At 30.2% G+C, this 23,042-nt stretch carries 25 protein-coding genes and 1 other RNA gene; 13 read left to right on the top strand and 13 right to left on the bottom strand.

The window, feature by feature from the left end; genetic code table 11:
- Position 1 precedes the first annotated feature (1 nt).
- Complete coding sequence (locus tag BTO06_RS12645; RefSeq protein ID WP_100925652.1) at positions 2 to 1,252, bottom strand: efflux RND transporter periplasmic adaptor subunit; 1,251 nt, start codon at positions 1,250 to 1,252, stop codon at positions 2 to 4.
- 208 nt (positions 1,253 to 1,460) lie between these two features.
- Between BTO06_RS12645 and BTO06_RS12640 the strand changes: the two genes are divergently transcribed.
- Genes BTO06_RS12640 through BTO06_RS12630 form a run of 3 tightly spaced genes read left to right on the top strand, consistent with a single transcriptional unit; the run spans position 1,461 to position 5,146 of the window.
- A complete protein-coding gene (locus BTO06_RS12640) occupies positions 1,461 to 2,813 on the top strand; it encodes a sigma-54-dependent transcriptional regulator (RefSeq protein WP_100925651.1) in 1,353 nt (450 codons plus the stop codon).
- A complete protein-coding gene (locus tag BTO06_RS12635) occupies positions 2,803 to 4,143 on the top strand; it encodes a sensor histidine kinase (RefSeq protein WP_100925650.1) in 1,341 nt (446 codons plus the stop codon). The genes BTO06_RS12640 and BTO06_RS12635 overlap by 11 nt, the downstream gene beginning before the upstream one ends.
- 52 nt (positions 4,144 to 4,195) lie before the next feature.
- On the top strand, positions 4,196 to 5,146 hold the full coding sequence (locus BTO06_RS12630; protein WP_100925649.1) for a transglutaminase domain-containing protein: 951 nt from the start codon (positions 4,196 to 4,198) through the stop codon (positions 5,144 to 5,146).
- Positions 5,147 to 5,187: 41 nt separating this feature from the next.
- On the opposite strand, the gene BTO06_RS12625 is transcribed toward BTO06_RS12630, so the two are convergent.
- Together BTO06_RS12625 and BTO06_RS12620 are read right to left on the bottom strand one after the other, a co-directional pair.
- On the bottom strand, positions 5,188 to 8,256 hold the full coding sequence (locus BTO06_RS12625) for a WD40/YVTN/BNR-like repeat-containing protein (protein WP_100925648.1): 3,069 nt from the start codon (positions 8,254 to 8,256) through the stop codon (positions 5,188 to 5,190).
- A gap of 78 nt (positions 8,257 to 8,334) precedes the next feature.
- Complete coding sequence (locus BTO06_RS12620) at positions 8,335 to 9,072, bottom strand: outer membrane lipoprotein-sorting protein (RefSeq protein WP_100925647.1); 738 nt, start codon at positions 9,070 to 9,072, stop codon at positions 8,335 to 8,337.
- Between the two features lie 149 nt (positions 9,073 to 9,221).
- On the opposite strand from BTO06_RS12620, the gene BTO06_RS12615 reads away from it, so the two are divergent.
- A complete protein-coding gene (locus BTO06_RS12615) occupies positions 9,222 to 10,169 on the top strand; it encodes a transglutaminase domain-containing protein (protein ID WP_100925646.1) in 948 nt (315 codons plus the stop codon).
- Between the two features lie 5 nt (positions 10,170 to 10,174).
- Here the strand turns inward: BTO06_RS12615 and BTO06_RS12610 are convergent, their stop codons facing one another.
- Positions 10,175 to 10,543 (bottom strand): DUF1801 domain-containing protein, encoded by a 369-nt coding sequence (locus BTO06_RS12610; protein WP_100925645.1) that lies wholly within the window; start codon positions 10,541 to 10,543, stop codon positions 10,175 to 10,177.
- Between the two features lie 124 nt (positions 10,544 to 10,667).
- Here BTO06_RS12610 and BTO06_RS12605 point away from each other — a divergent pair, with 124 nt between their 5' ends.
- The 4 genes from BTO06_RS12605 (at position 10,668) to BTO06_RS12590 (ending at position 13,770) form a co-directional block, all read left to right on the top strand.
- Positions 10,668 to 11,276: a hypothetical protein gene (locus BTO06_RS12605; protein WP_100925644.1), complete on the top strand. Its 609-nt coding sequence runs from the start codon at positions 10,668 to 10,670 to the stop codon at positions 11,274 to 11,276.
- Between the two features lie 14 nt (positions 11,277 to 11,290).
- Positions 11,291 to 11,587 carry a winged helix-turn-helix domain-containing protein gene (locus tag BTO06_RS12600; RefSeq protein ID WP_100925643.1) on the top strand — a complete coding sequence of 99 codons (297 nt, stop codon included), beginning with the start codon at positions 11,291 to 11,293 and terminating at the stop codon, positions 11,585 to 11,587.
- 125 nt (positions 11,588 to 11,712) lie between these two features.
- Positions 11,713 to 13,122, top strand: a complete 1,410-nt coding sequence (gene creD, locus BTO06_RS12595; protein WP_100925642.1) for a cell envelope integrity protein CreD — start codon at positions 11,713 to 11,715, stop codon at positions 13,120 to 13,122.
- A 12-nt stretch (positions 13,123 to 13,134) separates the two neighbouring features.
- Complete coding sequence (locus BTO06_RS12590) at positions 13,135 to 13,770, top strand: DUF1361 domain-containing protein (RefSeq protein WP_100925641.1); 636 nt, start codon at positions 13,135 to 13,137, stop codon at positions 13,768 to 13,770.
- A gap of 34 nt (positions 13,771 to 13,804) precedes the next feature.
- On the opposite strand, the gene BTO06_RS12585 is transcribed toward BTO06_RS12590, so the two are convergent.
- The 4 genes from BTO06_RS12585 to BTO06_RS12570 all read right to left on the bottom strand — a co-directional run bounded on the left by BTO06_RS12585 (position 13,805) and on the right by BTO06_RS12570 (position 16,306).
- On the bottom strand, positions 13,805 to 14,023 hold the full coding sequence (locus BTO06_RS12585; protein WP_100925640.1) for a DUF3820 family protein: 219 nt from the start codon (positions 14,021 to 14,023) through the stop codon (positions 13,805 to 13,807).
- Positions 14,023 to 14,658, bottom strand: a complete 636-nt coding sequence (locus BTO06_RS12580) for a DUF2459 domain-containing protein (protein ID WP_100925639.1) — start codon at positions 14,656 to 14,658, stop codon at positions 14,023 to 14,025. Before BTO06_RS12580 ends, BTO06_RS12585 begins: the two co-directional genes overlap by 1 nt.
- Positions 14,645 to 15,868 (bottom strand): NAD(P)-dependent oxidoreductase, encoded by a 1,224-nt coding sequence (locus BTO06_RS12575; protein ID WP_100925638.1) that lies wholly within the window; start codon positions 15,866 to 15,868, stop codon positions 14,645 to 14,647. The genes BTO06_RS12580 and BTO06_RS12575 overlap by 14 nt, the downstream gene beginning before the upstream one ends.
- A gap of 231 nt (positions 15,869 to 16,099) precedes the next feature.
- Positions 16,100 to 16,306 (bottom strand): hypothetical protein, encoded by a 207-nt coding sequence (locus BTO06_RS12570; RefSeq protein WP_157811853.1) that lies wholly within the window; start codon positions 16,304 to 16,306, stop codon positions 16,100 to 16,102.
- A 299-nt stretch (positions 16,307 to 16,605) separates the two neighbouring features.
- Here BTO06_RS12570 and BTO06_RS18545 point away from each other — a divergent pair, with 299 nt between their 5' ends.
- Complete coding sequence (locus BTO06_RS18545; protein ID WP_157811852.1) at positions 16,606 to 16,782, top strand: hypothetical protein; 177 nt, start codon at positions 16,606 to 16,608, stop codon at positions 16,780 to 16,782.
- A 10-nt stretch (positions 16,783 to 16,792) separates the two neighbouring features.
- Here BTO06_RS18545 and BTO06_RS12565 read toward each other — a convergent pair whose 3' ends face one another.
- Entirely contained in the window at positions 16,793 to 18,352 is a 1,560-nt protein-coding gene (locus BTO06_RS12565; RefSeq protein ID WP_198517081.1) for a tetratricopeptide repeat protein, read from the bottom strand.
- 363 nt (positions 18,353 to 18,715) lie between these two features.
- Between BTO06_RS12565 and ssrA the strand changes: the two genes are divergently transcribed.
- From ssrA to BTO06_RS18710, 4 genes are all read left to right on the top strand, one after another.
- Positions 18,716 to 19,113: a transfer-messenger RNA gene (gene ssrA / locus BTO06_RS12560) on the top strand.
- 395 nt (positions 19,114 to 19,508) lie between these two features.
- Positions 19,509 to 19,907: a phage integrase SAM-like domain-containing protein gene (locus BTO06_RS12555; protein ID WP_100925635.1), complete on the top strand. Its 399-nt coding sequence runs from the start codon at positions 19,509 to 19,511 to the stop codon at positions 19,905 to 19,907.
- 24 nt (positions 19,908 to 19,931) lie between these two features.
- Positions 19,932 to 20,387: a site-specific integrase gene (locus BTO06_RS12550; protein WP_157811851.1), complete on the top strand. Its 456-nt coding sequence runs from the start codon at positions 19,932 to 19,934 to the stop codon at positions 20,385 to 20,387.
- Between the two features lie 253 nt (positions 20,388 to 20,640).
- The gene (locus BTO06_RS18710) at positions 20,641 to 20,841 is read left to right on the top strand and encodes a hypothetical protein (RefSeq protein WP_100925633.1); all 201 of its coding nucleotides are present in this window, start codon (positions 20,641 to 20,643) and stop codon (positions 20,839 to 20,841) included.
- A 53-nt stretch (positions 20,842 to 20,894) separates the two neighbouring features.
- Here the strand turns inward: BTO06_RS18710 and BTO06_RS12540 are convergent, their stop codons facing one another.
- The 4 genes from BTO06_RS12540 to BTO06_RS18540 form a co-directional block, all read right to left on the bottom strand.
- Complete coding sequence (locus BTO06_RS12540; RefSeq protein WP_157811850.1) at positions 20,895 to 21,596, bottom strand: hypothetical protein; 702 nt, start codon at positions 21,594 to 21,596, stop codon at positions 20,895 to 20,897.
- Positions 21,597 to 21,613: 17 nt separating this feature from the next.
- Positions 21,614 to 22,378, bottom strand: coding sequence for a hypothetical protein (locus BTO06_RS12535; protein WP_100925631.1), 765 nt, complete (start codon positions 22,376 to 22,378; stop codon positions 21,614 to 21,616).
- 169 nt (positions 22,379 to 22,547) lie between these two features.
- Positions 22,548 to 22,790 carry a hypothetical protein gene (locus BTO06_RS12530; RefSeq protein WP_157811849.1) on the bottom strand — a complete coding sequence of 81 codons (243 nt, stop codon included), beginning with the start codon at positions 22,788 to 22,790 and terminating at the stop codon, positions 22,548 to 22,550.
- Positions 22,783 to 22,935, bottom strand: a complete 153-nt coding sequence (locus BTO06_RS18540; protein WP_157811848.1) for a hypothetical protein — start codon at positions 22,933 to 22,935, stop codon at positions 22,783 to 22,785. The genes BTO06_RS12530 and BTO06_RS18540 overlap by 8 nt, the downstream gene beginning before the upstream one ends.
- Positions 22,936 to 23,042: the final 107 nt, after the last annotated feature.

Raw genomic sequence — 23,042 nt, 5'->3', positions numbered from 1 at the left:
TTTATTGTAATATCAATTCTTCTATATCTTTAAAATTATTGTATGTCGAAGTTATAACTTGATCTCCAGCGGATAAACCGTCTAAAACTTCGTAAAATTGTTTATTTTGGCTTCCTACTATGGTATTTACTTTATATGCATGTTTTCCATCTTTACTTATTTTAAAAATCCAGTTCCCATTTGTTTGCTGATAAAAACTGCCTTTAGGGATAAGTAAAGCTTGCTTTTGGGCACTTAAAGCTATTGTAATCTGTAAGTTTTGTCCTCTTCGTATTCCTGTTGGAACTTCTTCTTCAAACTTCATGTCCACTTGAAACTTTCCATTATTAACTTGTGTATATACTTTCTTAATGATTAAAGTATATGTTTTGTTTTGAAGAGATAATGTCCCGGTTTGTCCTAGATAGATTCTTGAAATATAATGTTCATCCATAGAAATTCTAACTTTATAATCTGTAGTTACATCTACTTGACCTAATCTTGTTCCTTTGTTTATAGATTGACCGATTTCTGTGTCAAAAGAGGTCAATTGTCCATCAATAGGGGCTCGAACAACTAAATCTCCTACTTTTTTCCGCATTAATTCTAAAGCATTTTGTGTTCTTTGATAAGAACTTTTTGCTTTGTCTATTTCTAATTTTGAAGCAATTGAGTCTTCTGATAAAACTTGTTTGGCTAGCTTTAATCGCTCTTTCTGATAATTATAATTGTTTTGTGAAGATTCAAAATCTTGACGAGAAATGACACCTTTTTCGAACAGTTTTTTACTAAGCTTGTATTTTCGGGTAGCTTCAATTTGACTGCTTTCAACGTCTGTAAATCTATTTTTTCTGTTTATGGTGTTTTGACGTGCGGCATTTTGAGAAATTTGCATTTGAGTTAATAAATTGTATACCGAGGTTTCTTGGTTTATTAAGTTCAATTCTAGATCAGTATTTGACAGCTTTAAGATAGGTTGCCCTTTTTTGAGTTCTTCACCATCCTCGGCGTATTTTTCAATAACATTTCCTCCTTCCAACGCATCAAGGAAAATGGTAGTTATGGGTAAAACAATACCATTTACAGGAATGTTTTCTTGGAATACATCTTCAGTAATAGTACTTATTGAAATACGTTCCTTTTTAACATTTAATTTCTTTTTCCCAGATGGCAATGTTAAAACATATATAGTTAATACTAGAAATAGAAAAACTCCTATCATTGTAGCTAATTGCTGGTTTGAAAATCTTTTCTTTTGAATTTGAATATCCATTGTATTAATTTTTACGTTTCGTTATATCATATAGAATATAATGCCAAAATTTTAAAGCATTGGTTTTTAGTTTTTTAGATAATTTTTGAAAAACAAAACTGTGCGGTTTTGATACACTTTATGTTCATAAGTGTACACTTTTTATAAGGTTTAAATTTTTATTTTTTCAATCTTTAAAAGATTATCTTAAAGTTGTAATATTGTAGTAATGGTATTAAAAAAGGCTTCCGTTTTAGTAATCGATGATGATGCAGATGTACTCACAGCAATTCGACTTCTTTTAAAATCTTTGGTGAATTTAATTGTGGTTGAAAAGAGCCCAAGTAATATTATGTACCAAATTGAAAAGCATAAATATGATGTTGTTGTGCTCGATATGAATTTTAATGGTGTAGTAAATACTGGAAATGAAGGTATTTATTGGCTTCGAAAAATTAAAGAATTACAACCTGGAACTGCTGTTATTTTAATGACAGCTTATGCTGATATTGATCTGGCTATAAAAGGTTTAAAAGAAGGAGCTTCTGATTTTTTAATGAAACCATGGAAGAATGATAAATTACTGGAGGCAATAAATACCATTTTAGAAAAGAAGAAAAAAGAAAATAGCAAATCAAATAATTTTAAAGCAGGAAGCACAAAAATCATTGGGAATAGTGAGGTTATGCAAGATGTTTTTACGAAAATAAGGAAAGTTGCACCTACCGACGCGAATGTTTTAATTCTTGGTGAAAATGGAACAGGTAAGGATTTAATTGCTCGTTCTTTACATGAAAATTCTCACAGAAAAGATAAACCTTTTATCAAAGTTGATGTTGGATCATTGACATCAACATTATTTGAAAGTGAACTATTTGGATATAAAAAAGGGGCTTTTACGGGAGCAAATGAAGATCGTGAAGGGCGATTTGAAGTTGCTGATGGAGGAACATTGTTTTTGGATGAAATAGGGAATATTTCTTTGGAACAACAAGTAAAATTACTCACTGTTTTACAAAACAGATTAATAACTCCATTAGGCTCAAATAAAGAAGTTCCAATCGATATTAGATTAATTTGTGCCACAAATTTAACACCTACCGATCTTGCAGATGAGAGTAATTTTCGAAAAGATCTAATTTACAGAATAAATACTATTGATATTATCGTACCTCCTTTACGAAATAGAGGTGCCGATATAACAGCACTGTCAAAATACTTTGTAGCTCATTATGCCGAGAAATATAATAAAAGTACGTTTGTTTTTGATCCTGGATTTATTAAAAAGCTTAAAAGTCATCATTTCTCTGGAAATGTAAGAGAATTACAGTATGTTTTAGAGAGAGCTGTAATAATGACTGATGGATCTGTATTAAATAAAGAGGATTTAGTATTTTCTTCAATTGAATTACCGGTTCCTTCCTCGAATAGTAATTATGACAATTTGAACTTAGAAGAAGTAGAGAAGAAGACCATACTTACTGTATTAGAAAAACACAAAGGAAATATTTCCAAATCAGCAAAAGAATTAGGTATTACAAGAGCTGCATTATACAGAAGGTTAGCGAAATATGATTTATAAAGGTTTCATTTTTCAATTAATAATGCGAGTTATGCTTATGGTTAGCGTAATCCTCGGGATAATTTATTGGTTTTATCGAGGAGAAGTTTCATTTAGTTTATTCACTTTTCTTGCATTTTTAGTAATTTTTTACAATACTTATTTTTTCATACAAAGAAGATTTTTAATCATTGAAGATTTCTTTACTTCTATAAAGTATCGTGATTTTTCGAGAGGATTTTCAGAGACGGTTAAAGCAAAAGATATTCGATTTTTATACCAAGGATTTAATCAGGTCCATCAAACTATTAAAGAAATTAATTCACAAAATCATACCCAGTATTTATATCTACAGAAAATATTGGAAATGGTTGATATTGGAATTATTGCATATGATTTAGAAACAGGAAAGGTATTATGGAGCAATGATTCCTTTCAAAAAATTCTTGATGTGCCTTCCTTTAAAAATGTAAGTTTCATAGAAAGGAGAAAACCTGAATTATTTAATTTAATATTTGAAACCTTCCATAGAGCCGGAGAATCTGTTTCTATAACTTTAAATAATGAAAAGATAAAAGCGTTAGTTTCAGATACTATTTTTGAAGTAGATAATGATACGTTTAAGTTGTTAGTGATTCAAAATATCGACAATACTTTGAGTAAAAATGAATCAGAGTCATGGAAGAGATTACTCAGCGTAATGACCCATGAAATAATGAATTCAATAACACCAATTGCATCGTTAGCCAATACGCTCGAGAGAAACTTAAAAGAACTTATTTCTGAAAATATTAATACTACTGAACTATCGGACTTGAATGCAGGTATAAAAACAATTAAGAATAGAAGTGAAGGTTTATTAAAGTTTGCAAAAACATATAGAAGTTTGAATAAAGTAACTAGTTTGAACTTACAAAGAATCAAAGTTTCTGAACTTTTTACGAATATTCAATTATTAATGAAGCCTTCAATAAAGGCTAAAGGAATCCAAATCGATTTTGTTAATACAAATCATAGATTAGCTTTTGAAATTGATGTTCATTTGATAGAACAAGTCTTAATCAATTTATTATTAAATGCAGTTGATGCTTGTAAAGAGAAAGAGAATCCAAAAATTAAAGTGGAAGCAATAGAAAGTATAACTCGAAATATCCTAATTAAAGTAGCGGATAACGGTATCGGAATTCCTGAAGATATACAAGAAAATATTTTTGTACCGTTTTTTACAAGTAAAGAATCAGGAAGTGGAATTGGTTTGAGTTTATGTAAACAAATAATGCTATTGCATAAAGGAAAAATTCAGGTGAAAAGTATGTTAGAAGAAGGAACTGTTTTTACTTTATCATTTTAAATGTTGGTTAAATAATTCTTTCGAAAGGTATAGTTATTGATAAGTTAAGCATATGAGATTATTTACTATTATTTTTTTTTCAATTTTAGTTGCTAATGCCCAAGATTTTTCTAGTATAAATTCTAAAATTAAAACATATCCAGGTTTAATTACCGCTGATAAATTAGCACAAAATATAAAACAAGATTTTAAGGATAAGGAAGAGCAAGTAAAAGCAATTTACAGTTGGTTAACCGCAAATATTCGTTACGATTTAGAGGAGTTTTATAATCCGAATAGAGAAACTAAAGTTAGTTTTAGCTATCAAACTTTAGAGGAAAGAGATAGAAAATTAAAAGCTATCAAAGATGAAATGGTCAATGAAACATTATCTACAAGAAAAGCGGTTTGTGAAGGGTATGCACAAACATTTTCTAAAGTTTGCACACTATTAGATATTGAAAATGAAGTGATAGAAGGTTACATTAGAAGTTCATCAAATAGAATCGGGAGACCGTTGCGAAGTCCAAATCATTCTTGGAATGCTGTTAAATTAAATGGTAAATGGATTTATATTGATGCGACTTGGGGAGCTGGTTCTGAGTATAACGGAAGATGGATTCGTAAATTCAATTCTTACTATTATAATATTCCAAAAGAGAAATACTTTAAAACACACTTACCAGAAAAGTCAATTTGGAAATTAAGAGTTGGAAGAATTGATAAAGAAGAATTTTACAACCAGCCCGTTTACAGTCATACGTTTTTAAAATCTAATGTAGAACTATCATCGCCAAGTTCTGGTATTTTGAATCGGAAACGTAATGGAAGTGTTACTGTGGAATTGCAAAATGCCACAGATAAGGAAATTTTGGTTGGGTTTTTAGGTTCAACAAGAGCAGTGAAACCAAACACAACCAATAAAGGAGGAAATACAATTGTATCAATAATGCCTCCTCCAGGAGCAAAAGCTCTATTTCTGTTGATTGACAGGGAAGTAGCTATTGAATTTTTAATACAATAACAAAAAAACCTCTTGAAAAATCAAGAGGTTTTTTTTGGTTATTATTTTGATAAAAACTCTTCTTTACTTAATACTTTAGTAGGTTTTTTATCTTCTTTTTTTCTACGATTTTCAAATTTTGAAATTACTTTTTTATTGATTTTTTCAAAATCTTCTTGTGCTTTTGTCAAACGAGCTTTTAATACTCCTTGATTTTCTATTTGAGATAAAGATGGTTTTTCAAATTGATTTGCAACTTCAGAATATAAATCAGAAAGCTTTTCTCGAAGTTCTGGTTCAGCTTCGCCAACATAGTTATCTCCTGTAGTTACTACTAATGTTTCTTTTAACGGTTGTAATGCCTCAATTACTTTTGTTGCTACTTTTTTAAATTTTTTATCATCTTTCAAACGGTTGGCAGACTTTATATATGAATCAACTTTATGCACTAAATAAGCCAAGCTTTCCATGTCGTCGTATAATTCCATGGTAGTTCTTCTTTGTGCTTTTCTATCGCTGTCACTTATAAGAGATTTAGAATCATTTTGAACTTCAATGGTATTTATATATTCTTTTTTACCTTTCTTAAGTACAACTTTATATGTACCAGCTGTAACTCTTGGAGCAGTAAATCCTCCACGAGTGAAGTTTTTACCTGCCGCAACCTTTGGATTTTTCTGTCTGAAACCCCAACTGACTACATTAATTCCTTTCGCTTTTCCTGGAGTTAACGTAATTAATTCATTATTATCCTCATCTTTAATAGTTAGTGTCATTTTACCAAACGTATGACGTTTTTTCAAATAATAAATAATTTTAGCAGCAGAATTTGGATTGTTTCCAACAAATTGTAATTCTGTACTTCCTCCACCAAAACCACCTTGTTCTTTTATAATTCCAGGTTTAGATTTAAAGAAATGAACATTCTTTGATAACATTTCTTGATTTACTTCGCGCAACGGAGAAATATCATCAATAATAATCACACCACGTCCATGTGTTCCTAAAACTAAATCGTTTGTTTGTTTTTGTAAATCGATAAAGTGAACTGCAGTTGCCGGCATTTTATTAGTAAATCTCGACCAGTTTTTTCCACCATCAATAGTAATGAATAAACCAAATTCTGTTCCCAAGAAAAGTAAATCTTCATTCACATAATCTTCTTGAATGTTTCTTGCAAAACCAATAATATCATCGGTAACTATTGATTTCCAAGTTTTACCAAAGTCAGTAGTTTTGTATACATACGTATTCATATCTCCTGAAGTATGTCCGTCGAAAACAGCGTATGCCGTTCCTTTATTATGAGAGCTTGCTTCAATATGATATACCCATGTGTTTTTAGGTAAACCAGAAATATTAGCAACCGTATTTTCCCAAGTTTTTCCTCCGTTTTGAGTTACTTGAACATTTCCATCATCTGTTCCTACCCAAATCACCTTTTCATCTAAAGGAGATTCAGCTATTGTAAATATAGTAGTATGTGTTTCAGCACCAGATTTGTCAACAGAAATACCTCCAGATTCTTTATCTTGTTTAGTAGGGTCGTTAGTTGTTAGATCAGGAGAAATTTTCTTCCAGTTATCTCCCATATCTTCACTTACATGCAAAAATTGACTTCCCATGTAAAAACGATCAGGTTGATGTGTACTTACAGCCATAGGAGCGTTCCAGTTAAATCGTAAATCTGCTTCTCCTTTAATAGGTAATGGCTGAATAGTTTTATTGTAATTTTTATCTACATCATATCTCCAAACTTGTTGCGCACCTTGCATCTCAGAATAGATAATGTTTTTAGTTGGATGTTTTAACACTCTAAAGCCATCACCAACTCCAACACGTTTCCAATCTCTTGCTTCAATTCCTCCTGGAGAAGAAGAAGGTCCGTACCATGAACCGTTATCTTGTAGTCCACCGTAAATATTATATGGTTCTTGATTATCTACACTTATATGATAAAATTGAGAAAGCGGAAGATTATCAACCATATCCATTGTAGCACCTCCATCCCAGCTTCTGTAAACACCACCATCTGTTCCTACAAACATGGCATCCGGATTTTTAATATCAAATGCGATATCATGGATGTCGGCATGCATTTCTCCTAAATTCTTAAAAGTTTTTCCTCCATCTCTCGAGATAGAGCCGAACAATCCACCTTTCGCTAAAATATCTGGATTTGTTGGATGAACAACTAATCTGGAAAAGTAGAAAGGACGAACTACCAAACCAAAATCACTGTTTAAAAGTTTCCAGTTTTTTCCCGCGTCATCAGAGCGATATAATCCTTTATTTTCTTTACTCTCAACAACCGCAAAAATTAACTCTGGTTTGGAAGGAGCAATGGCAATGGCAAAACGACCTAAATCTCCTTGCGGAAAACCATTATGTATTTTGTTCCAAGTTTTTCCCGCATCAGTTGATTTATATAAAGCACTTCCTGGACCACCAGAATTGAATCCCCAACCTGTTCTTCGGAACTCCCACATTGAAGCATAAAGAATATTTGGATTGGTAGGATCCATGATTAAATCACTAGCCCCAGTTTTCTCGTTTGTATATAAAATCTTATCCCAAGTTTTACCACCATCAGTGGTTTTGTAAACACCTCTTTCTTCACTATCGTTCCATAGTGCTCCTAAAACCGCAACATAAACTTCATTAGAATTATTCGGATTAATCTTAATACTACTGATACGTTCCGATTTTTCAAAACCGATCTTTTTCCAGTTTGCACCTCCATCTTTAGATTTATATAAACCATCACCTAAAGAAACGCTATTCCTTGTCCAAATTTCACCAGTTCCAACCCAAATTGTATTATCTGGGTCACTAGGATCAACTGCGATACTACCAATAGACTGTGCATAATCATCAAAGATTGGTACAAATGAAGCACCAGCGTTTTCAGATTTCCATACACCACCACCAGCAGATCCAGCATAAATAATTTTTGAATTTGTAGGATGATTTTCTAGGTCGATAATACGACCACTCATTAAAGCAGGACCTATTTCTCTTGCTTCTAAATTTCCGAAAAGTTCTTTTCCTTTAAGAACAATATCTTGTGCATTTACACTTGCAGTTACTGTAATGAAACCACAGGCTAAAACTTGAATTAGCTTATTCATAATGAAAGTAGGTACAGTGTTATTCGTGGAATAACACTGTACGAAAATTAAGTTAAGTTAGTATAAGTATTGTTTGATTTATTTTTTAGTTGGTAAGGCAAAAGAGGCAGCGTCCACTTCCGGATTCAATTTAATTTCTTTGAATTCCATTGTTTGAAATTGGCTTCCAATACTAAACGGAAAATAAAGACCATCTACTTCTTGGTAATCACTTAAAGTTGACTTTACAGTTTGTCCTTTCATCGGGCCTTGATTTACCTGTGATTCAGTTACGATTGGAACAAAGTTTTCAGTGTCAAAATAGTAGTTTGTAATATTTGGAGTTAATTCACCATTAATTAAAACAGGTTTTTTAGTCAATTTGATTTTAAAAGTTTCAGTTCCGTCAATTGTTTCTTTTCCGATTAATTCTACAGTATATCCTTTTTCTTTGTAGTTTAAAAATGGATCAGGGAATTGTTCTAATTCATTTTTTAAGTTTTGTGTAGCTTCATTATCGCTTTTTTCAGCGTCCATTGTCATTTGGTTTCTTTGCCATGAGGTTTTTCCATCAAAAGCAGACCAAACCATTTTATTTCCTTGTAATTCAATTGAAACTAATTGTTTTCCATCTTTAGTAGATAACATTTCAAAAGGAATTTCCATCCCTTGCATTTTCATGTTACCAATCATTTGAACACCTTTTAATTGTTCTAATTTTTCTTTCCCACCTATATTTTCAATATAATTATTGATAATTTCTTCTGCAGTTTGCGCATAGGCAGATAAGGAAAATAGTAAAGTAAAGACAATAAGTAAAGATTTAAGATTTTTCATTTTTTTGATTATTTTAATGATAGTATATTTTAGTTAGAAGACTTAAAATACAAAATGTTACAGATTAAGCTAATTTTTTTATTTAAAAATTTTGTGTGTAAAGTTATAAAATCGTTTATTGATAGTTATGAAATCGGCTACTAATTGTGATGAAGAAAATTATGTTTTTAGTATTGTTTACAGGTTGTATTTCTGCGTATTCTCAAGATGAATTGTGGATAAAGGAGAAAGTTAGAACCTACAAAACGATAAGCAGTTCTCAGGACCTTTTTGAAAAAATAAAACGGAATTTTAAAACGGACCTCACTAGAGTTAAAGCTATTTACTGTTGGATAACGTTGCATATGAAATATCGTATCACTACTAGTTCTTTTGTATTTGAACCAGAACAGATTGTATATTTTGATCAGGAAGATTTAGACAGGAAAATAGTTGCTAAAAATGATAGATTGGTAGAAAAGGCAATTAAAGATAGAGGAGGTGTCTGTGAGCATATGGCTTTGACATTAAAAAAGCTTTGTGATTATTTTGAAATTGAAAATGAACTTATAAAGGGATACGTTCGAAATAAGCCCGAAGAAATTGGTATTAGACCAAAGTTTAAAAACCATATTTGGAATGCTGTTAAATTTAACGGTAAATGGATGTTGATAGATGCAACCTATGGTATTGATTATGATGGTTATTTAGACAGAGCAGAATGTGATTTTAGTTATTTTAATATTCAGCCAGCTCAAATGAGATTAACACATTATCCGAGCGAACCAAAATGGATTGATTTTTTAGAACAATCTAATATTAATAAATTTAGTGCATTACCTATGTTTTGGGATGGTTTTATAAAGGCAAAAGCAGAGTTGATAACTCCAAGTGACGGGAAGTTAAGTAGCGTTAAACGAAAGAAATTTATCACATTTAAAAACTTAAATGAAAATTTAAAAATTACTTACAAGTTCGATGATGAAAGTTTTACTAAAGAACCTAGAGTGAAAAGATCGGGAACTTATACAAATGTGATTATCAACACTTCGAAAGAAGGAATTTTGACTTTGTATTTTAATAATAAATCAGCTTTAGCTTTTAAGGTAGAGGATTAAAAGCCTTATTTTTTCCAAAATCCTTTAACTTTATTTTTATTTGCCTCGGTCAAAATATAAACTAGAATTTCCGCATTAATATCTTCTAAGCAAAAGAATCGTAACGATTTTACAACTTTTCTTCCTTCAGAAATTAAGAGATTATTGTATTTTTCAAATTGATGATCTCCATAAAAACCAACATCCACATATCCTTTTTTCTTTGACGGATTTAAATAACAAAAAGGATTTCCTTCTAAAACATAAAAAGGGATTTTCCATTTAAATTGTAATGTCACCTCAGGAAAACTTTGTTCAATTATTAACTGTAGGTGCAGCAATATTGATTTGAAAGGTTCTTCCTGATTTAAAATATATTCTTCAGCTGGTTTCATCTTTTAAAAATAGGAGTTTATTCAAAATAAAATGTGCGTTGAGAAACTCTAAATTAAAATTAACAGTTTTTTATTAGGTAGAATCCTAATAAATTTTTTACTTTGCTTTTCAAAGTACTTTACTATGAGTTCAGAAGACTATTTAAAAGACATCACGGAAATTAAGAATTTAATGAATAAATCTACACGATTTATTTCATTAAGCGGATTATCAGGAATTTTAGCTGGAACATTTGCTTTAATTGGAGCTGCATACGCTTATTGGTTAGTTACCAGTAGTGAGAGGGGATATTTAATTTTAGATGGTAAAATTTTTAATCTTGTGATGTTGGACATGGTACTAGTTTTCATATTAAGTGTTGGAACGGCCATTTTTTTAACAACTGTAAAGGCAAAAAAGAATAATGAGAAAATTTGGGATGCTACGACAAAACGATTGCTCATTAGCTTTTTAGTTCCTTTAATTGCTGGTGGAATTTATACATTTATTATTTTACAGCAACAACGCTATGGGCAAACAGGAGCTTTAATGTTACTTTTTTATGGATTAGCGTTAGTGAATGCTTCTAAATATACATTGGGCTACGTAAAGTATTTAGGATATACAGAAATTGTATTAGGTTTGCTCTGTGCATATTCTCCTGGATTAGGATTTTGGTTTTGGGTAATTGGCTTTGGAGTTATGCATATTGTTTACGGAATTTTAATGTATTTTAAATACGAAAGAAAGTAGAGGTTAGGACCATTGTGAAGAATATTCTTAATAACATAAATAAAGCGTTTGATCATCGAATCCGATTAGGTATCATGTCTATTTTGGTCGTGAACGAGTACGCAGATTTTAAAACATTAAAAGAACTATTGGGAGTTACAGATGGAAATTTAGCAAGTCATTCGAAAGCTTTAGAAAAAGTTGGTTTTATAATCGTAGAGAAACAATTCATTGGAAGAAAACCAAATACTAAGTATGTAGCAACGAAATTAGGAAAAGAGGAATTTAAAAAGCATGTTGAAGCTTTGGAAAAATTGATAAAAGGAAAGTAAAATTTTTTTAAAAACAAACTTTGAAAAACAAAGTTCTTTTAAAATTGGGAAGATTGCTTAAACCGCCCAATCAGCAATGGTTGGGTGGAATCTAAAAAATTGAATAATAGATAAATACCAATAAGATGGAAAAAGTTCATGAACAAACTGGAAAATTCGGGAGATGGATAAGAAATTCAATTTCTGCGAGAATGCTAATGATAGGTTTTTTAATTCTGATATTATTAATACCGCTTTCGTACGTTAAGGACATTATTCACGAACGACAATACAATCAAAAGGCAATGATTAGCGAAATAAATAAAAAGTGGGGAGGGGAAGTTATGCTATACGGCCCCATGTTAAAGGTTCCTTATAAAACATATTCTGTAAAAAGAATTTACAATCAGAATACAAAAACATATCAAGAGGAAACCATTGAGAATATTCATAACGCGTATTTTTTTCCGAATAAATTATCGGTAAATGCAACAGTGAATCCACAACCAAAGAAAAGAGGAATTTATGAAACCGCAGTATACGGTAGTGAAATTCATATTGATGGTAATTTTACTCGTCCTGATTTCAGCGAAAAAGATATTGAGGATAAAGATATTATCTGGGAGAAATCAAAATTGATTATTGAAACGTCAAACTTAAAAGGAGTTAGTAGTTTGGTAGAGATACATCTTAATAAAAATAATTATGCTTTTGAATCAAAATATGATCATTCAAGTTCAAATTCAAATGATAATTATCACGAATTAGATAAACATTCATATGAATATTTAACATTACACAAATTAGAAAGTAAATCAATTAAGAAAACAGATTTACCAATTGAAAATTCTGTAAGTTTTTCTTTAAAAATGAATGTGAATGGAAGCAAACAAATTCGCTTTATTCCTGTAGGAAAAGAAACAGATGTAAATATTAAATCGAATTGGAAAACTGCAAATTTTTTAGGTGAATACTTACCTTATAATCCAGATAAAATTAAAGAAGATGGTTTCGATGCTAAATGGAAGGTTTTAGATATAAACAGGCCATTTCCTCAACAATCGTTTAATGGAATTCCTAATTTAAAAAAATATGCCTTTGGTGTTAATTTTATGATTCCTGTAGATCAATATCAAAAAAGTGAACGATCAGCGAAATATGGGTTTTTAGTTATTTCCCTTACATTTTTAGTTTTCTTTTTAATACAAACGATGAGTAAAATTTCAATTCATCCATTTCAATATTTAATGATTGGAATAGCATTAACCATGTTTTATACCTTATTAATTTCAATATCAGAGCATAGTAATTTTTTAAATGCGTACCTTATTGCAGGAATATCTGTTGTCGCTTTAATAACATTATATTCTAAATCAATATTAAAGAACCTTAAATTCCCTATGTTTATTGGAATTAGTTTAACAGCTTTGTATACCTTTATTTTTATTATAATTCAGTTAGAAAGTTATGCTTTATTAGTAGGAAGTGTTGGGTTATATTTAATCTTGGCTTCTGTAATGTATGCTTCTAGAAAAATTGATTGGCAAAACGGATAAAACTTAATTGTTATGCTTATAAAACCAATTACAAATTTGCAGAGAACTGTTTTATTACTAGTTGTATTCTCAGCTTTTCTTCCACTACTAAGAGTACAGTTAACACAGTCATTGAATTATACGTTTTTACTATGGAATATGTTTTTAGCCGTTATTCCACTTATGTTTGCCGAATATGCAAAACGACTTGATATTACAAAGACAAAAAAGTCTCACTTGATTATTTTAATATTTGCATGGTTGTTTTTTTTACCAAATGCTCCATATATAATTACAGATTTTATTCATTTTAAACCTGAAAGCAAAATGGCTTGGTTTGATTTATTTATGTTGTTTGTAAACGCATCAACAGGAACTTTATTAGGTTTATTTTCAATCGTTAGTTTTTATAATATTATCTGTGTTAAGTGGAATAAAAAAGTTGCGAAAAACTTTTCCATAATGGTTTTCTTCTTATGTGGCTATGGAATTTATTTAGGTCGATTTCTTCGATTTAATAGCTGGGATGTTCTGTTTTCTCCGCTAGATTTAGTGAAAAAAAGTATTCTTAGTTTTCAAGAGTCAACCACCTGGTATGTCACTTTTGGGTTTGCATTCTTACTTTGGATTTTATTTTCAGTTATAAAAAGAAGTGAAATAAATATATAGATTTAAAAAAACATCTCGAATTTCGAGATGTTTTTTATTTTGACTTAATTTTTCTAAGAATACTTTCTAAACCATTGAGCTGTAGTTCGTACACTAAAGCCATCATTTTTCCTAATTTTCCAGCCGGAAAGCCTTTGTTCTTATACCAAACTAAATAATACTCTGGAATATCAACTAAATAGGTCCCTTTATATTTTCCGAAAGGCATTTTCATATGAGCTGTTTCAATCAAGAATTTTTTATCAGTATCCATTATTTGTATTTATTCAAAAGTCCAAAATCAAACAGCGTCCAAAAGCTAGCTTTCAATCCACTTCGCTTAAATCCTGTATTTACCCATGTATTACAAGTTTTAAATGGAGAATAAGAGCCATTTGCTTCAAACAATTGCGAATTAGGATACATTTTTTGTTTAATTCTTATTTTAGAACTGTGTTTAATTTTGAAGGTATCAAAGATATAATTATTCAATTTTTCAAGTTGATTACTATTTACAGGAACTTCCGTCCATTTAGGGTTATAAGATTTTTTCGGATTTACCTCAATTAAGGTGGGATTATCACAAAATAATGCACCCAATGCATACTTCATTTTGAAATCTTTCCAAGTCGGTGTATTTAAATAGAAATTTACATCTCCCCATCCAAATCTAACGAATTTTGTATCTATTTTAAGTTGTAAATCTTTCTTTATTTTATCGGATAAATATTCTTTAGGAATGATTACGCTTAAATGAATTCCATTTGAATCAATGTAAATGTGTTGACTTGACTTTTCCTGTATTTTATTTACGGTAATGTAACTAAGCAGAATAGAAACGCCGATATATGCAATGATACTTAATAAAAAGTAATAAGTATATTGTATTGTTTTTTTAATGAAGCGCATACGAATCGTTGCCTTCTATATAATCTTGTAAATATTGATATCTTTCTGTTAACTCTCCGTTATTAGTAGTCATCTTGGCGCGTGCTAAAATCCCGTCCTTGTCATTGTTGTAAAAAGCAGGAATTACATGCTCAAGGAACATGTCGCCAAACCCTTCACTAGCATCTTTAGGTAACTCACAAGGTAAATTATCAACAGCCATTACTACAATTGCGTTGTCATCTTTATAATCAACTTCAGATTCAGATTGTGCATCGTAACCATAAATAGGATCAGCAATAGTTGAAGCTCTTAAGGTAGTGGCAACCGGTCCATCAACATCACAAGAAATATCGGCAACATATTTAATATTGAAATCTTTTGACTTTACATCTTCTCTAGTATATAAATACGGAGCACCATCACCGTAAAAATGGCCTGCAATAAAGAAATCAGTTTCTTTAGCATAGGGCATAAAGTTACTTTCATATCCTGTAGGATCTTTGTAGAATTCATGCTTGTCTCCAACTTTACCATCTTTCCGCTTTGCATATTCCATTACATCAACTAAACAATAAACAGGTTCAGTAAATTTCGAAGTAAGATATAAAGCATCACTTACTTGTTTTATTTTTAAGTGATCAAGTATTTCTTGAGCTCCTTTAGCTACTTTTCCAGTTCCAGAAAGTAATATCTTTATGTTTGGAAGTTTAATTTTATCAAGCTCTATTTTTACAGCATCTAAGTCTGCTAAAGTCTCCACTTTAGGTAAAGAAAAAGTTCCTTCTTTTAAACCGATAGCTCTAATTCCATTATATGCACCGACTAATCCAGCATATCGACCAAAGCCAATTAAACGAGCACCATTCGTTTTTATGATTGTTTCATGATCATACATTTCAATGTTATGAGCTAACATTTCTTGTAGTAACTTTCGATTATAAGGTTGCTTTTTAATAGTGTGGCTAAAAAAGAAATATTTTTTATTTGGAATTAATTTATCAACAGGAACTTCTTTTACACCTATCAAAACATCACAATCAGAAACATCATTTGTTATTTCGAAACCAGCAGATGTATACTCTTCATCTTTAAATACTCGTATGTTTGAACTTTCTACTACAATTTCTGCATTAGGAAATTTAGCTTTGAATTCTTTTAATTTTTCAGGAGAAAATACGACTCTTTTATCTGGTGGATTTTTACGTTCCTTTATAATTCCAAACTTCATGGTTGATTGTATAAAATTTAACAAAAAAGGTGTTATTTGTTGTAAATTACAACTTTTTATTTACAAAAGTACACGATTTTAACCTACTTTACAAGTAGTATTTTGGTGTTTAACAAACCAAGAAAATTATAAAGAATAGTGTTTGAAGAATCAAGTTTTAAAGTAAAATAAAAACAACTCTAAATTAATTTAGAGTTGTTTCATCATCCTTTATTGAAAAATTTATAACTGTTACATAACAGCAACTTTTCCTTTACATACGCAATAACCAAGTGAGTAGTCATAAACTCTTTCTTGCCCTCTTCTACAAGCAGTTGGGTATGGTCCCCAGTTAGCGCTATTTTTGCACCAGTAAGGAGAGCCAGGTCCGCCACCATTTATTTGTTTCAAAGTTTGTTTTTCTAAAATTGTCCCGATTTTTGAAATTGGCTTCATCATGATATTTAATATTTATATAAATTGATTTTTTATAGGCTTGAGCAAGAGTGAATCGATGAATTATTAATGAAATTCTTCTCTGAACTTTTCACCAAATATTTAATGAATCCTTGAGAAATCGAAGTAAATAGGGTTTTCATTTGTAAAATATGGAGGTATTTTTTCAAAAAAATGACTATGTTTTTAGGTTGTAAATCGTTGTTTTACAGTTTGTTTTATTGTTTTTTTTGTGTGTTTGTATTACTTTGTAAAATCTCACTAAAAAAAATCTAATTTTAGTTAATCAAAAACAAATAATCATGCGAAGATCAATTATGGAGGATTTAAAAAGGTTTGAATTATCAAAAAAATCACAGCATAAAATTTATGCAATGGGAGGTAAACTTGACGGTGGAGTAAACACTGATGGAGACGAAGATTGTTTCCCGACACAAAATAAACCGCCTAAGAAAAGAAATACGGCAGCATGCCTATAAGCATCGCTAATTAATTAAGTTTTTCCAACTCCGTTTCTATTTTATCGATAAATTGAAACGGAGTTATCCCTGTGTACTTTTTAAAAATTCTGGTGAAGGATTTGGCATTTTTATATCCGCCAATTTCACCAATCGCTTGTGTTGTATAAGCTCTAACCGTTTTATCGGTTTTTAGTTTCTCAACTATGTATTTTATTTTTAAATCGTTAGAATATTCACTGAAGGTCATTTTTTTATGTTCCCGTATAATTTTTGAGAGGTAGGTGGTGTTTGTTCCGATTTTCTTGGCAGTTGTATACAAGTTGAATTCTTCTTTCAAAAAGAATAATTTTTTTTCAATTTTTATTAATCCTTCAATAACCTCAGCATGATGCTCATCTTTAATCACTAATTTTTGGTTATTGGTTTCTTTTTCAATTTCTTTCGGAATATCTAATAATTGTCTTAATCTACTTTTTGCATTTCTTTTTTCTTTAACATTTTTGTAAATAATAATTGTACTTGTTACAATTATTGCGATTAAAAGAATCAATGATACAATAATCATATTTTTATTTTCCGAATTTACTTTTTCAAGACTATCAATTTTCTTTTTCAATTGGTAGGTTTCATCTGCACTAAAGATTTTTTCATACTCTAATTGCTGTTCTTTTGTTGCTTGCTCCAAAATTTTTTGATGTTTAGTGAAGTAATACGAAGCAGAATCTTTATTGTTTTGTTGAACATAAATTTCACTTAAATACTTGTGTGCATTTACATAATTCGGGTCGAGTAAAGTATCTTGTTTAATTCGTAAAACTTCTTGGAAGGCATCTTTAGATTTATGTAAATTATTCATTTCTAAATAATTTACTCCTGTGTTGTAGAAAGCATTATATAAATCTGCTTGCGCATTGATTTCCGAAAAATATTCAATACTCTTTTGAAAGAAAGGTTCTGCTTGAGCATATTCTTTTTTTAAGGAATATGCAGTTGCGAGATTTCGATAAACTTGACCATATTTAAATTTTGAGAGTTTAAGATCTTTATCTGAGAGAATTTTATTCAGACAATGAATGGAAGAGTCTCCATATTGCAAATTCTTGTTATTATCTTGTAATAAAGAGTTGTAAATAGCGCTTGTGTTAAGAAGTGTCTGAAACTTTCGGGAATTGTATTTTTTTCCTAGTCTTACTTTATTGTTTTCTACTATTTTGTATGTTGTGATTATTTGGTTTAAAGCGTTATCTAGTTGTCTTATGCCTTGATAAACCAATGCAACATTACCTTTAATTTTTACAATTCGTTCGACATCATTAATTATAAGAGCATAGTTTTCTGCTTTCAAATAATTATCTAAAGCAGCTTTCATTTGTCCTCGTCGTTTGTATGTATTTCCTAAAAGAATATGAATATCAAATAACATTGAGTAATTCTTGTTGTTCTCTTGAATTTTAGGAAGATATTTATGAATACTATCATTATTCGCTTCAAAATTAAAAGAGTATTTATCGCGTGTTTTTAAATACAAAGAAGCTGCGTAAGCGAATGTTTTAAATGAATGGTTATCTACACTTTGTAATTGCCTCATTAAGGATAAGGTGCTATCCGTTCCAATATTTTTGTTTTGGTAGAATTTTAATTTTAACTCTTGGAGTTTATTAATATCTTTTGAGTGATTCCGTTGAGCGAAAGACTGAATTGCGAAAAGAGTGGCTAAAGTAAGGAAGTAACGGCAGGCGCGCATAAATTAAAAATAGTTAGCGATGGGTTTAAATATATAAAAAAACCAACGGTTTTAATAAATCAGTATTAAAATCAATCAAATCTTAGTATAAAATCTAAAACTAGTTTTTATATTTGTGGTCCGACTTTTAAGATGAGTAAAGTCAAATTGACGCTTAGTTTTATTTGGTATACATTTTGAAATTCATACAAATATCTTTGACATATTGGGGACGACTGGTTTTGACAGCAAGGCTAGTGAAATTGTAAGCATACCGAGGACTGAAATGATGCTCGTTAAACTTATTTCAACAATTTAAATGGCGAAAATAATTACGCTTTAGCTGCTTAATAATCTGAATTATAGTAAGATTCAAGCCTAGGCGCACGAGGTGCGCAAGCTAAATGTCCAAGGAAAGCCCTGGTTTACGGCGTTTCATTTCTGGGCATCATAAAAGTAAACATAGAAAATCTAGTACTTCGATAGGTTTTCGAAACTAAAGAAGATAAGCTAAAAGTGGATCGTTTTTAGTCAGCTTTTGGTCGAAAATTAAATAAAAACTAAGTATGTAGAAAGCTTTTGAGCTACTTGTTTGGACCCGAGTTCGATTCTCGGCGTCTCCACAATTTAAAACCCTGTAAAACAATTTTTTACAGGGTTTTTTAAAAAAAGTGTGTCAAATACGTGTCAACTAATTGTTTAAGTTTTTACAACAGTTTAAAACTGGTGTAAAAAAAATGGACAAAAGTCAAAAACAAAAAATCAAGTATTTGTAGATTATATTCCTGCAGAATTGAGGGAAAATAAAACATGGGAAGTCATTTACTACATTAAAAATCCCATAACAAATAAATTTATCCGTAAAAGAAATAGGGTTAAACCTTTAAAATCGATTATCCAACGCAGAAAGCTAGGTAAGAGAATGGTTTCTGAAATTAATAAGAGGCTAGAAACAAATTCCTTATCCTTTTTTTAGAGAAGTGGTGTTAAAGAATTTACTTCATTATATGATGTCACTAACTTGTTTTTAAATCAAATTGATATAGAATTTTATGATAAAAATTTAAGTGAAGCTACTAAAGAAACCTATCATTCAAAAATCAAAAAAATAAAGGAATATTTAGAGTATAAACAGATGAAAAATATTACCTGTTCTCAAATAACTAATGAATTTGTAATAAAATTTTTAGATTATTTGAGATACACAAAAAAGTTAGGCAGCAGAACAAGAGACAATTATTATACCTTTATAGTTACTCTTACCAAATGGATGATTGATAAAAAATATTTGTTAGAAAATCCGTGTGAAGGGATTAAAAAAATACATCGTAAAAAAAATGACAAACAAACTATTCCTAAAGAAATTAAGGAAGAATTTTTCACTTATTACCAAGAAACAAATCCAAATTATTTTGTTTAATGTAAGTGTTGTTACTATTGTTTGGTGAGAAGAACAGAGTTATCTAAGATCAAAGTTAAAGATGTTTATTTGAATACTAACACATTATGGATATCTGCTGAATACTCAAAAAACAATAAATCCGATTTTGTAACCATACCACCAAAACTAAGAGTATTGTTAGAAGATCACATAAAAAATGCAAACAAAGATTATTATTTATTTTCTAATTCAAATTACGCTCCAGGTAGAGAAAGATTTAAACCTAAAAAGGCAAGCAGTAATTGGGCTAGAATGAGGAAAAAACTCAATATCGACTCATCAATAAAATGGTACTACCTTAAAGATACTGGAATAGTTGACTTAATTAAAGCAGGAGTTCCTTTAAATTCAGTTAGAGATCAAGCTAGGCATCATTCTATTTCACAAACTAATGACTATATACCGAGAAACATGAAAAAAGCTGACAGTAATATAACTTTAGCAAATCTAAATTTTTAGATATAGATTTTCTTAAATACAATTATCAACCAGTTTATAAAAATATTTGTACTTTCTATACTCTTTTATAGTTTTAATATATTAAAACCCTGATTTACAGTGTTTAGTATTGAGTGTTTTTCCTGAGTACTGTAGTTTTTTATCCAATAAATTTATACTCTGGGGGAAGGGGATTTTGTACTTAAAGCAATAAAACTCACTTTTGCTACAATTTTGAGCTATCATTGCTACAAATTATAACGAACTTTGCAATATGTATTCAAAGTATTTCTCCAACGTAGTTAAAAGTCAAGGTGTGCCGCACTTAAATGCTGATCAATTTGTTCGCTATCAGAACATAATAGCATTAGAGTATTTTATAAATTTTACTAAGAAGATAGGAGTGTCGCACTCTTTATTTGGTCACGTTACTAAAGCTGAAAAGAACTTGGAAAGGCTTACTAAAAAATTATAAGCTTGCAGAACGGTTATCGTTGTAGTGTTTTGTCATACTATTTATCAACTTTCTTAAAATAATATTCTGTAATTAATCATAATAGAATAATACTGATTAGAAGGACTACTCTGTATTCCTAAACGAAAAGTATCAAAAGTGAAATCAATACTTAATCGTGATTTCTTTCCAGCCTTTAATATTCCACTGTTAAATTCAGTACCATAAGAAAATATGAAGGTTGGAGAAGTCTGAAGAACATCATTTTCTGAAATATTCTTTCCCTCAATTTTAATAACCTCACTACTGTTTTCATAATTCAATCTTTTTCTAACATTTAGAAGATAGGATGCTTGTATTCCAACACTAAAGAAAGTATTAAGATCCTTTATGGTTTTCACGTATCTAGAATATCTATATTCCAAAGACAAGTAATTAAATCTGTCAAAAGAAGTTTTGGTTGAATATCCAGACGGAGTATTTATATCTACTATTCCTTTTATACCATTACTATATGAACGATAGTTTAACATAATATCGGAAAAAGCCTTTTTACTTTTTGATATAATACTTACCCCCCCACCATAACTGTAGGCATAGCCCATGGTACTATCAAATGTTTTATTATTGGTATTGGAAAATGCTTCTTTGTGATTAAAAGATATTCCTTGGGATGTCCCTATAATTAGAGAGAGCCGTTTATCATTTGCATTATTATCCTGTGAAAAAATATAAAGATTACTTAAAACAAATATTATTAATATGTTGTATTTCATTTTATTGCTTTTGAAAATTATCTTACCAATTGAATATCTCCAAATAAATCCAAGATCAGTTGGTAACCTGCTGGATCTTGAGTTTGCATTTCGGCGCGGGTTGAGGGTTTATATTCCTCCTCGTTGGAGCCAAGTCCTAAAAAACAATTCATGATTTCAGCAAAGTATTCATCATCAAAATCGGCCTCTGGGAAGTCATCTCCATTTGGGTTGTATAAACCTTTACTGATAGCATCATCATTTGCTTTTTGTAATTTATTTTGATAATTAAATAAGGTTGGTGCTATACCATAATTATGAACCAAATGTAAAATTTCTTCGTAAGATCCATCTCCCTCAATAGAGCCTAAACTTTCAGTTGCATACAAATCTTGTACATTATACCCTGCTTTTTGTACTTTATCTATATTATCATTATATTGTTCTTCTGTGTCAAAAAACACCAATGCCGAGCGTTTGTTGGTCATTGAATTGGCTATAATTTCTTTATGCTGAATTTTGTAGACTGCGCCTTCCTTAGTGAGATATTGAACTAGTATCTCACGAGCATAATTCATTTGGTCATCAGTAACTCCTGATGTGCCAAAAATTTCTATTCTTCCACCGTTTGGTGCTGTGGTGTAAATATATTTCGTAAACACTTCTCCAATTACGCCACTAACGTTGTGGGTCCCAATTTCAATGACTCCTGACCCTGAAAGCTCTCCTAAATCAGAATACAAATCTTCTTTGTCACAAGCAGTTAAAGCCAATACTAAAAATAAAACAATAATCCTTTTCATCTTTTAAGGTAATTTTGAATGAGCAAAAAACGCATCATATTTGTATAATTAATGTTACGGAAACAAAGTTACATTGTTTTTGTATTATACAAGTTATAATAATTACGAAATGGATTCGGCTGTAGACGAATCTGCCGTAATTGCGGTTATACAGTGATATAATTAGTTTTTACTTATCAAAGTATTTGTAACGTCTTACAATTTGTTTTGTATTTGAAGCGATACCATTTAAATCAGGAAATATAGTTCCTTCATGTATATTATGAACGTACAGCCACTTCATTACAAATTTTGCTAAACTGCGTTCAAAATCGTCTCTCTTTAATGACAAGGAGTGCTGATTATCTGATTCAAAACCCTGAACGTGAACCAATCTCATAGCCTCATTATTTACTCTGTCCGAATTATTCAAGTACTCCATTTTCATCAACTAATTTTTCCTTTTTAGTTATCAACTGATCTACAAAATCATAAAAGGATAAACCTTTGTCATTTGAACTATTATTTCCAGTTAAAACTTCTTTTACATAAGCTAATGTAATATTTCTATCATCCAAAGATTTGGTAATAAGATCAGCTAATACACATTTTTTTTTAATTAACTGTTTTCTCTTATAATTTTGAGGAAGCTCTTTTCCAAAATCCTATTCTTCCTTCATGAAAT

Origin of the sequence: Tenacibaculum sp. SZ-18 (genome assembly GCF_002813915.1) — a bacterium.
Classification (GTDB): Bacteria; Bacteroidota; Bacteroidia; order Flavobacteriales; family Flavobacteriaceae; genus Polaribacter.
Note: the sequence above shows the minus strand (reverse complement) of the source record. Positions and strands in the feature narration are given on the sequence as shown.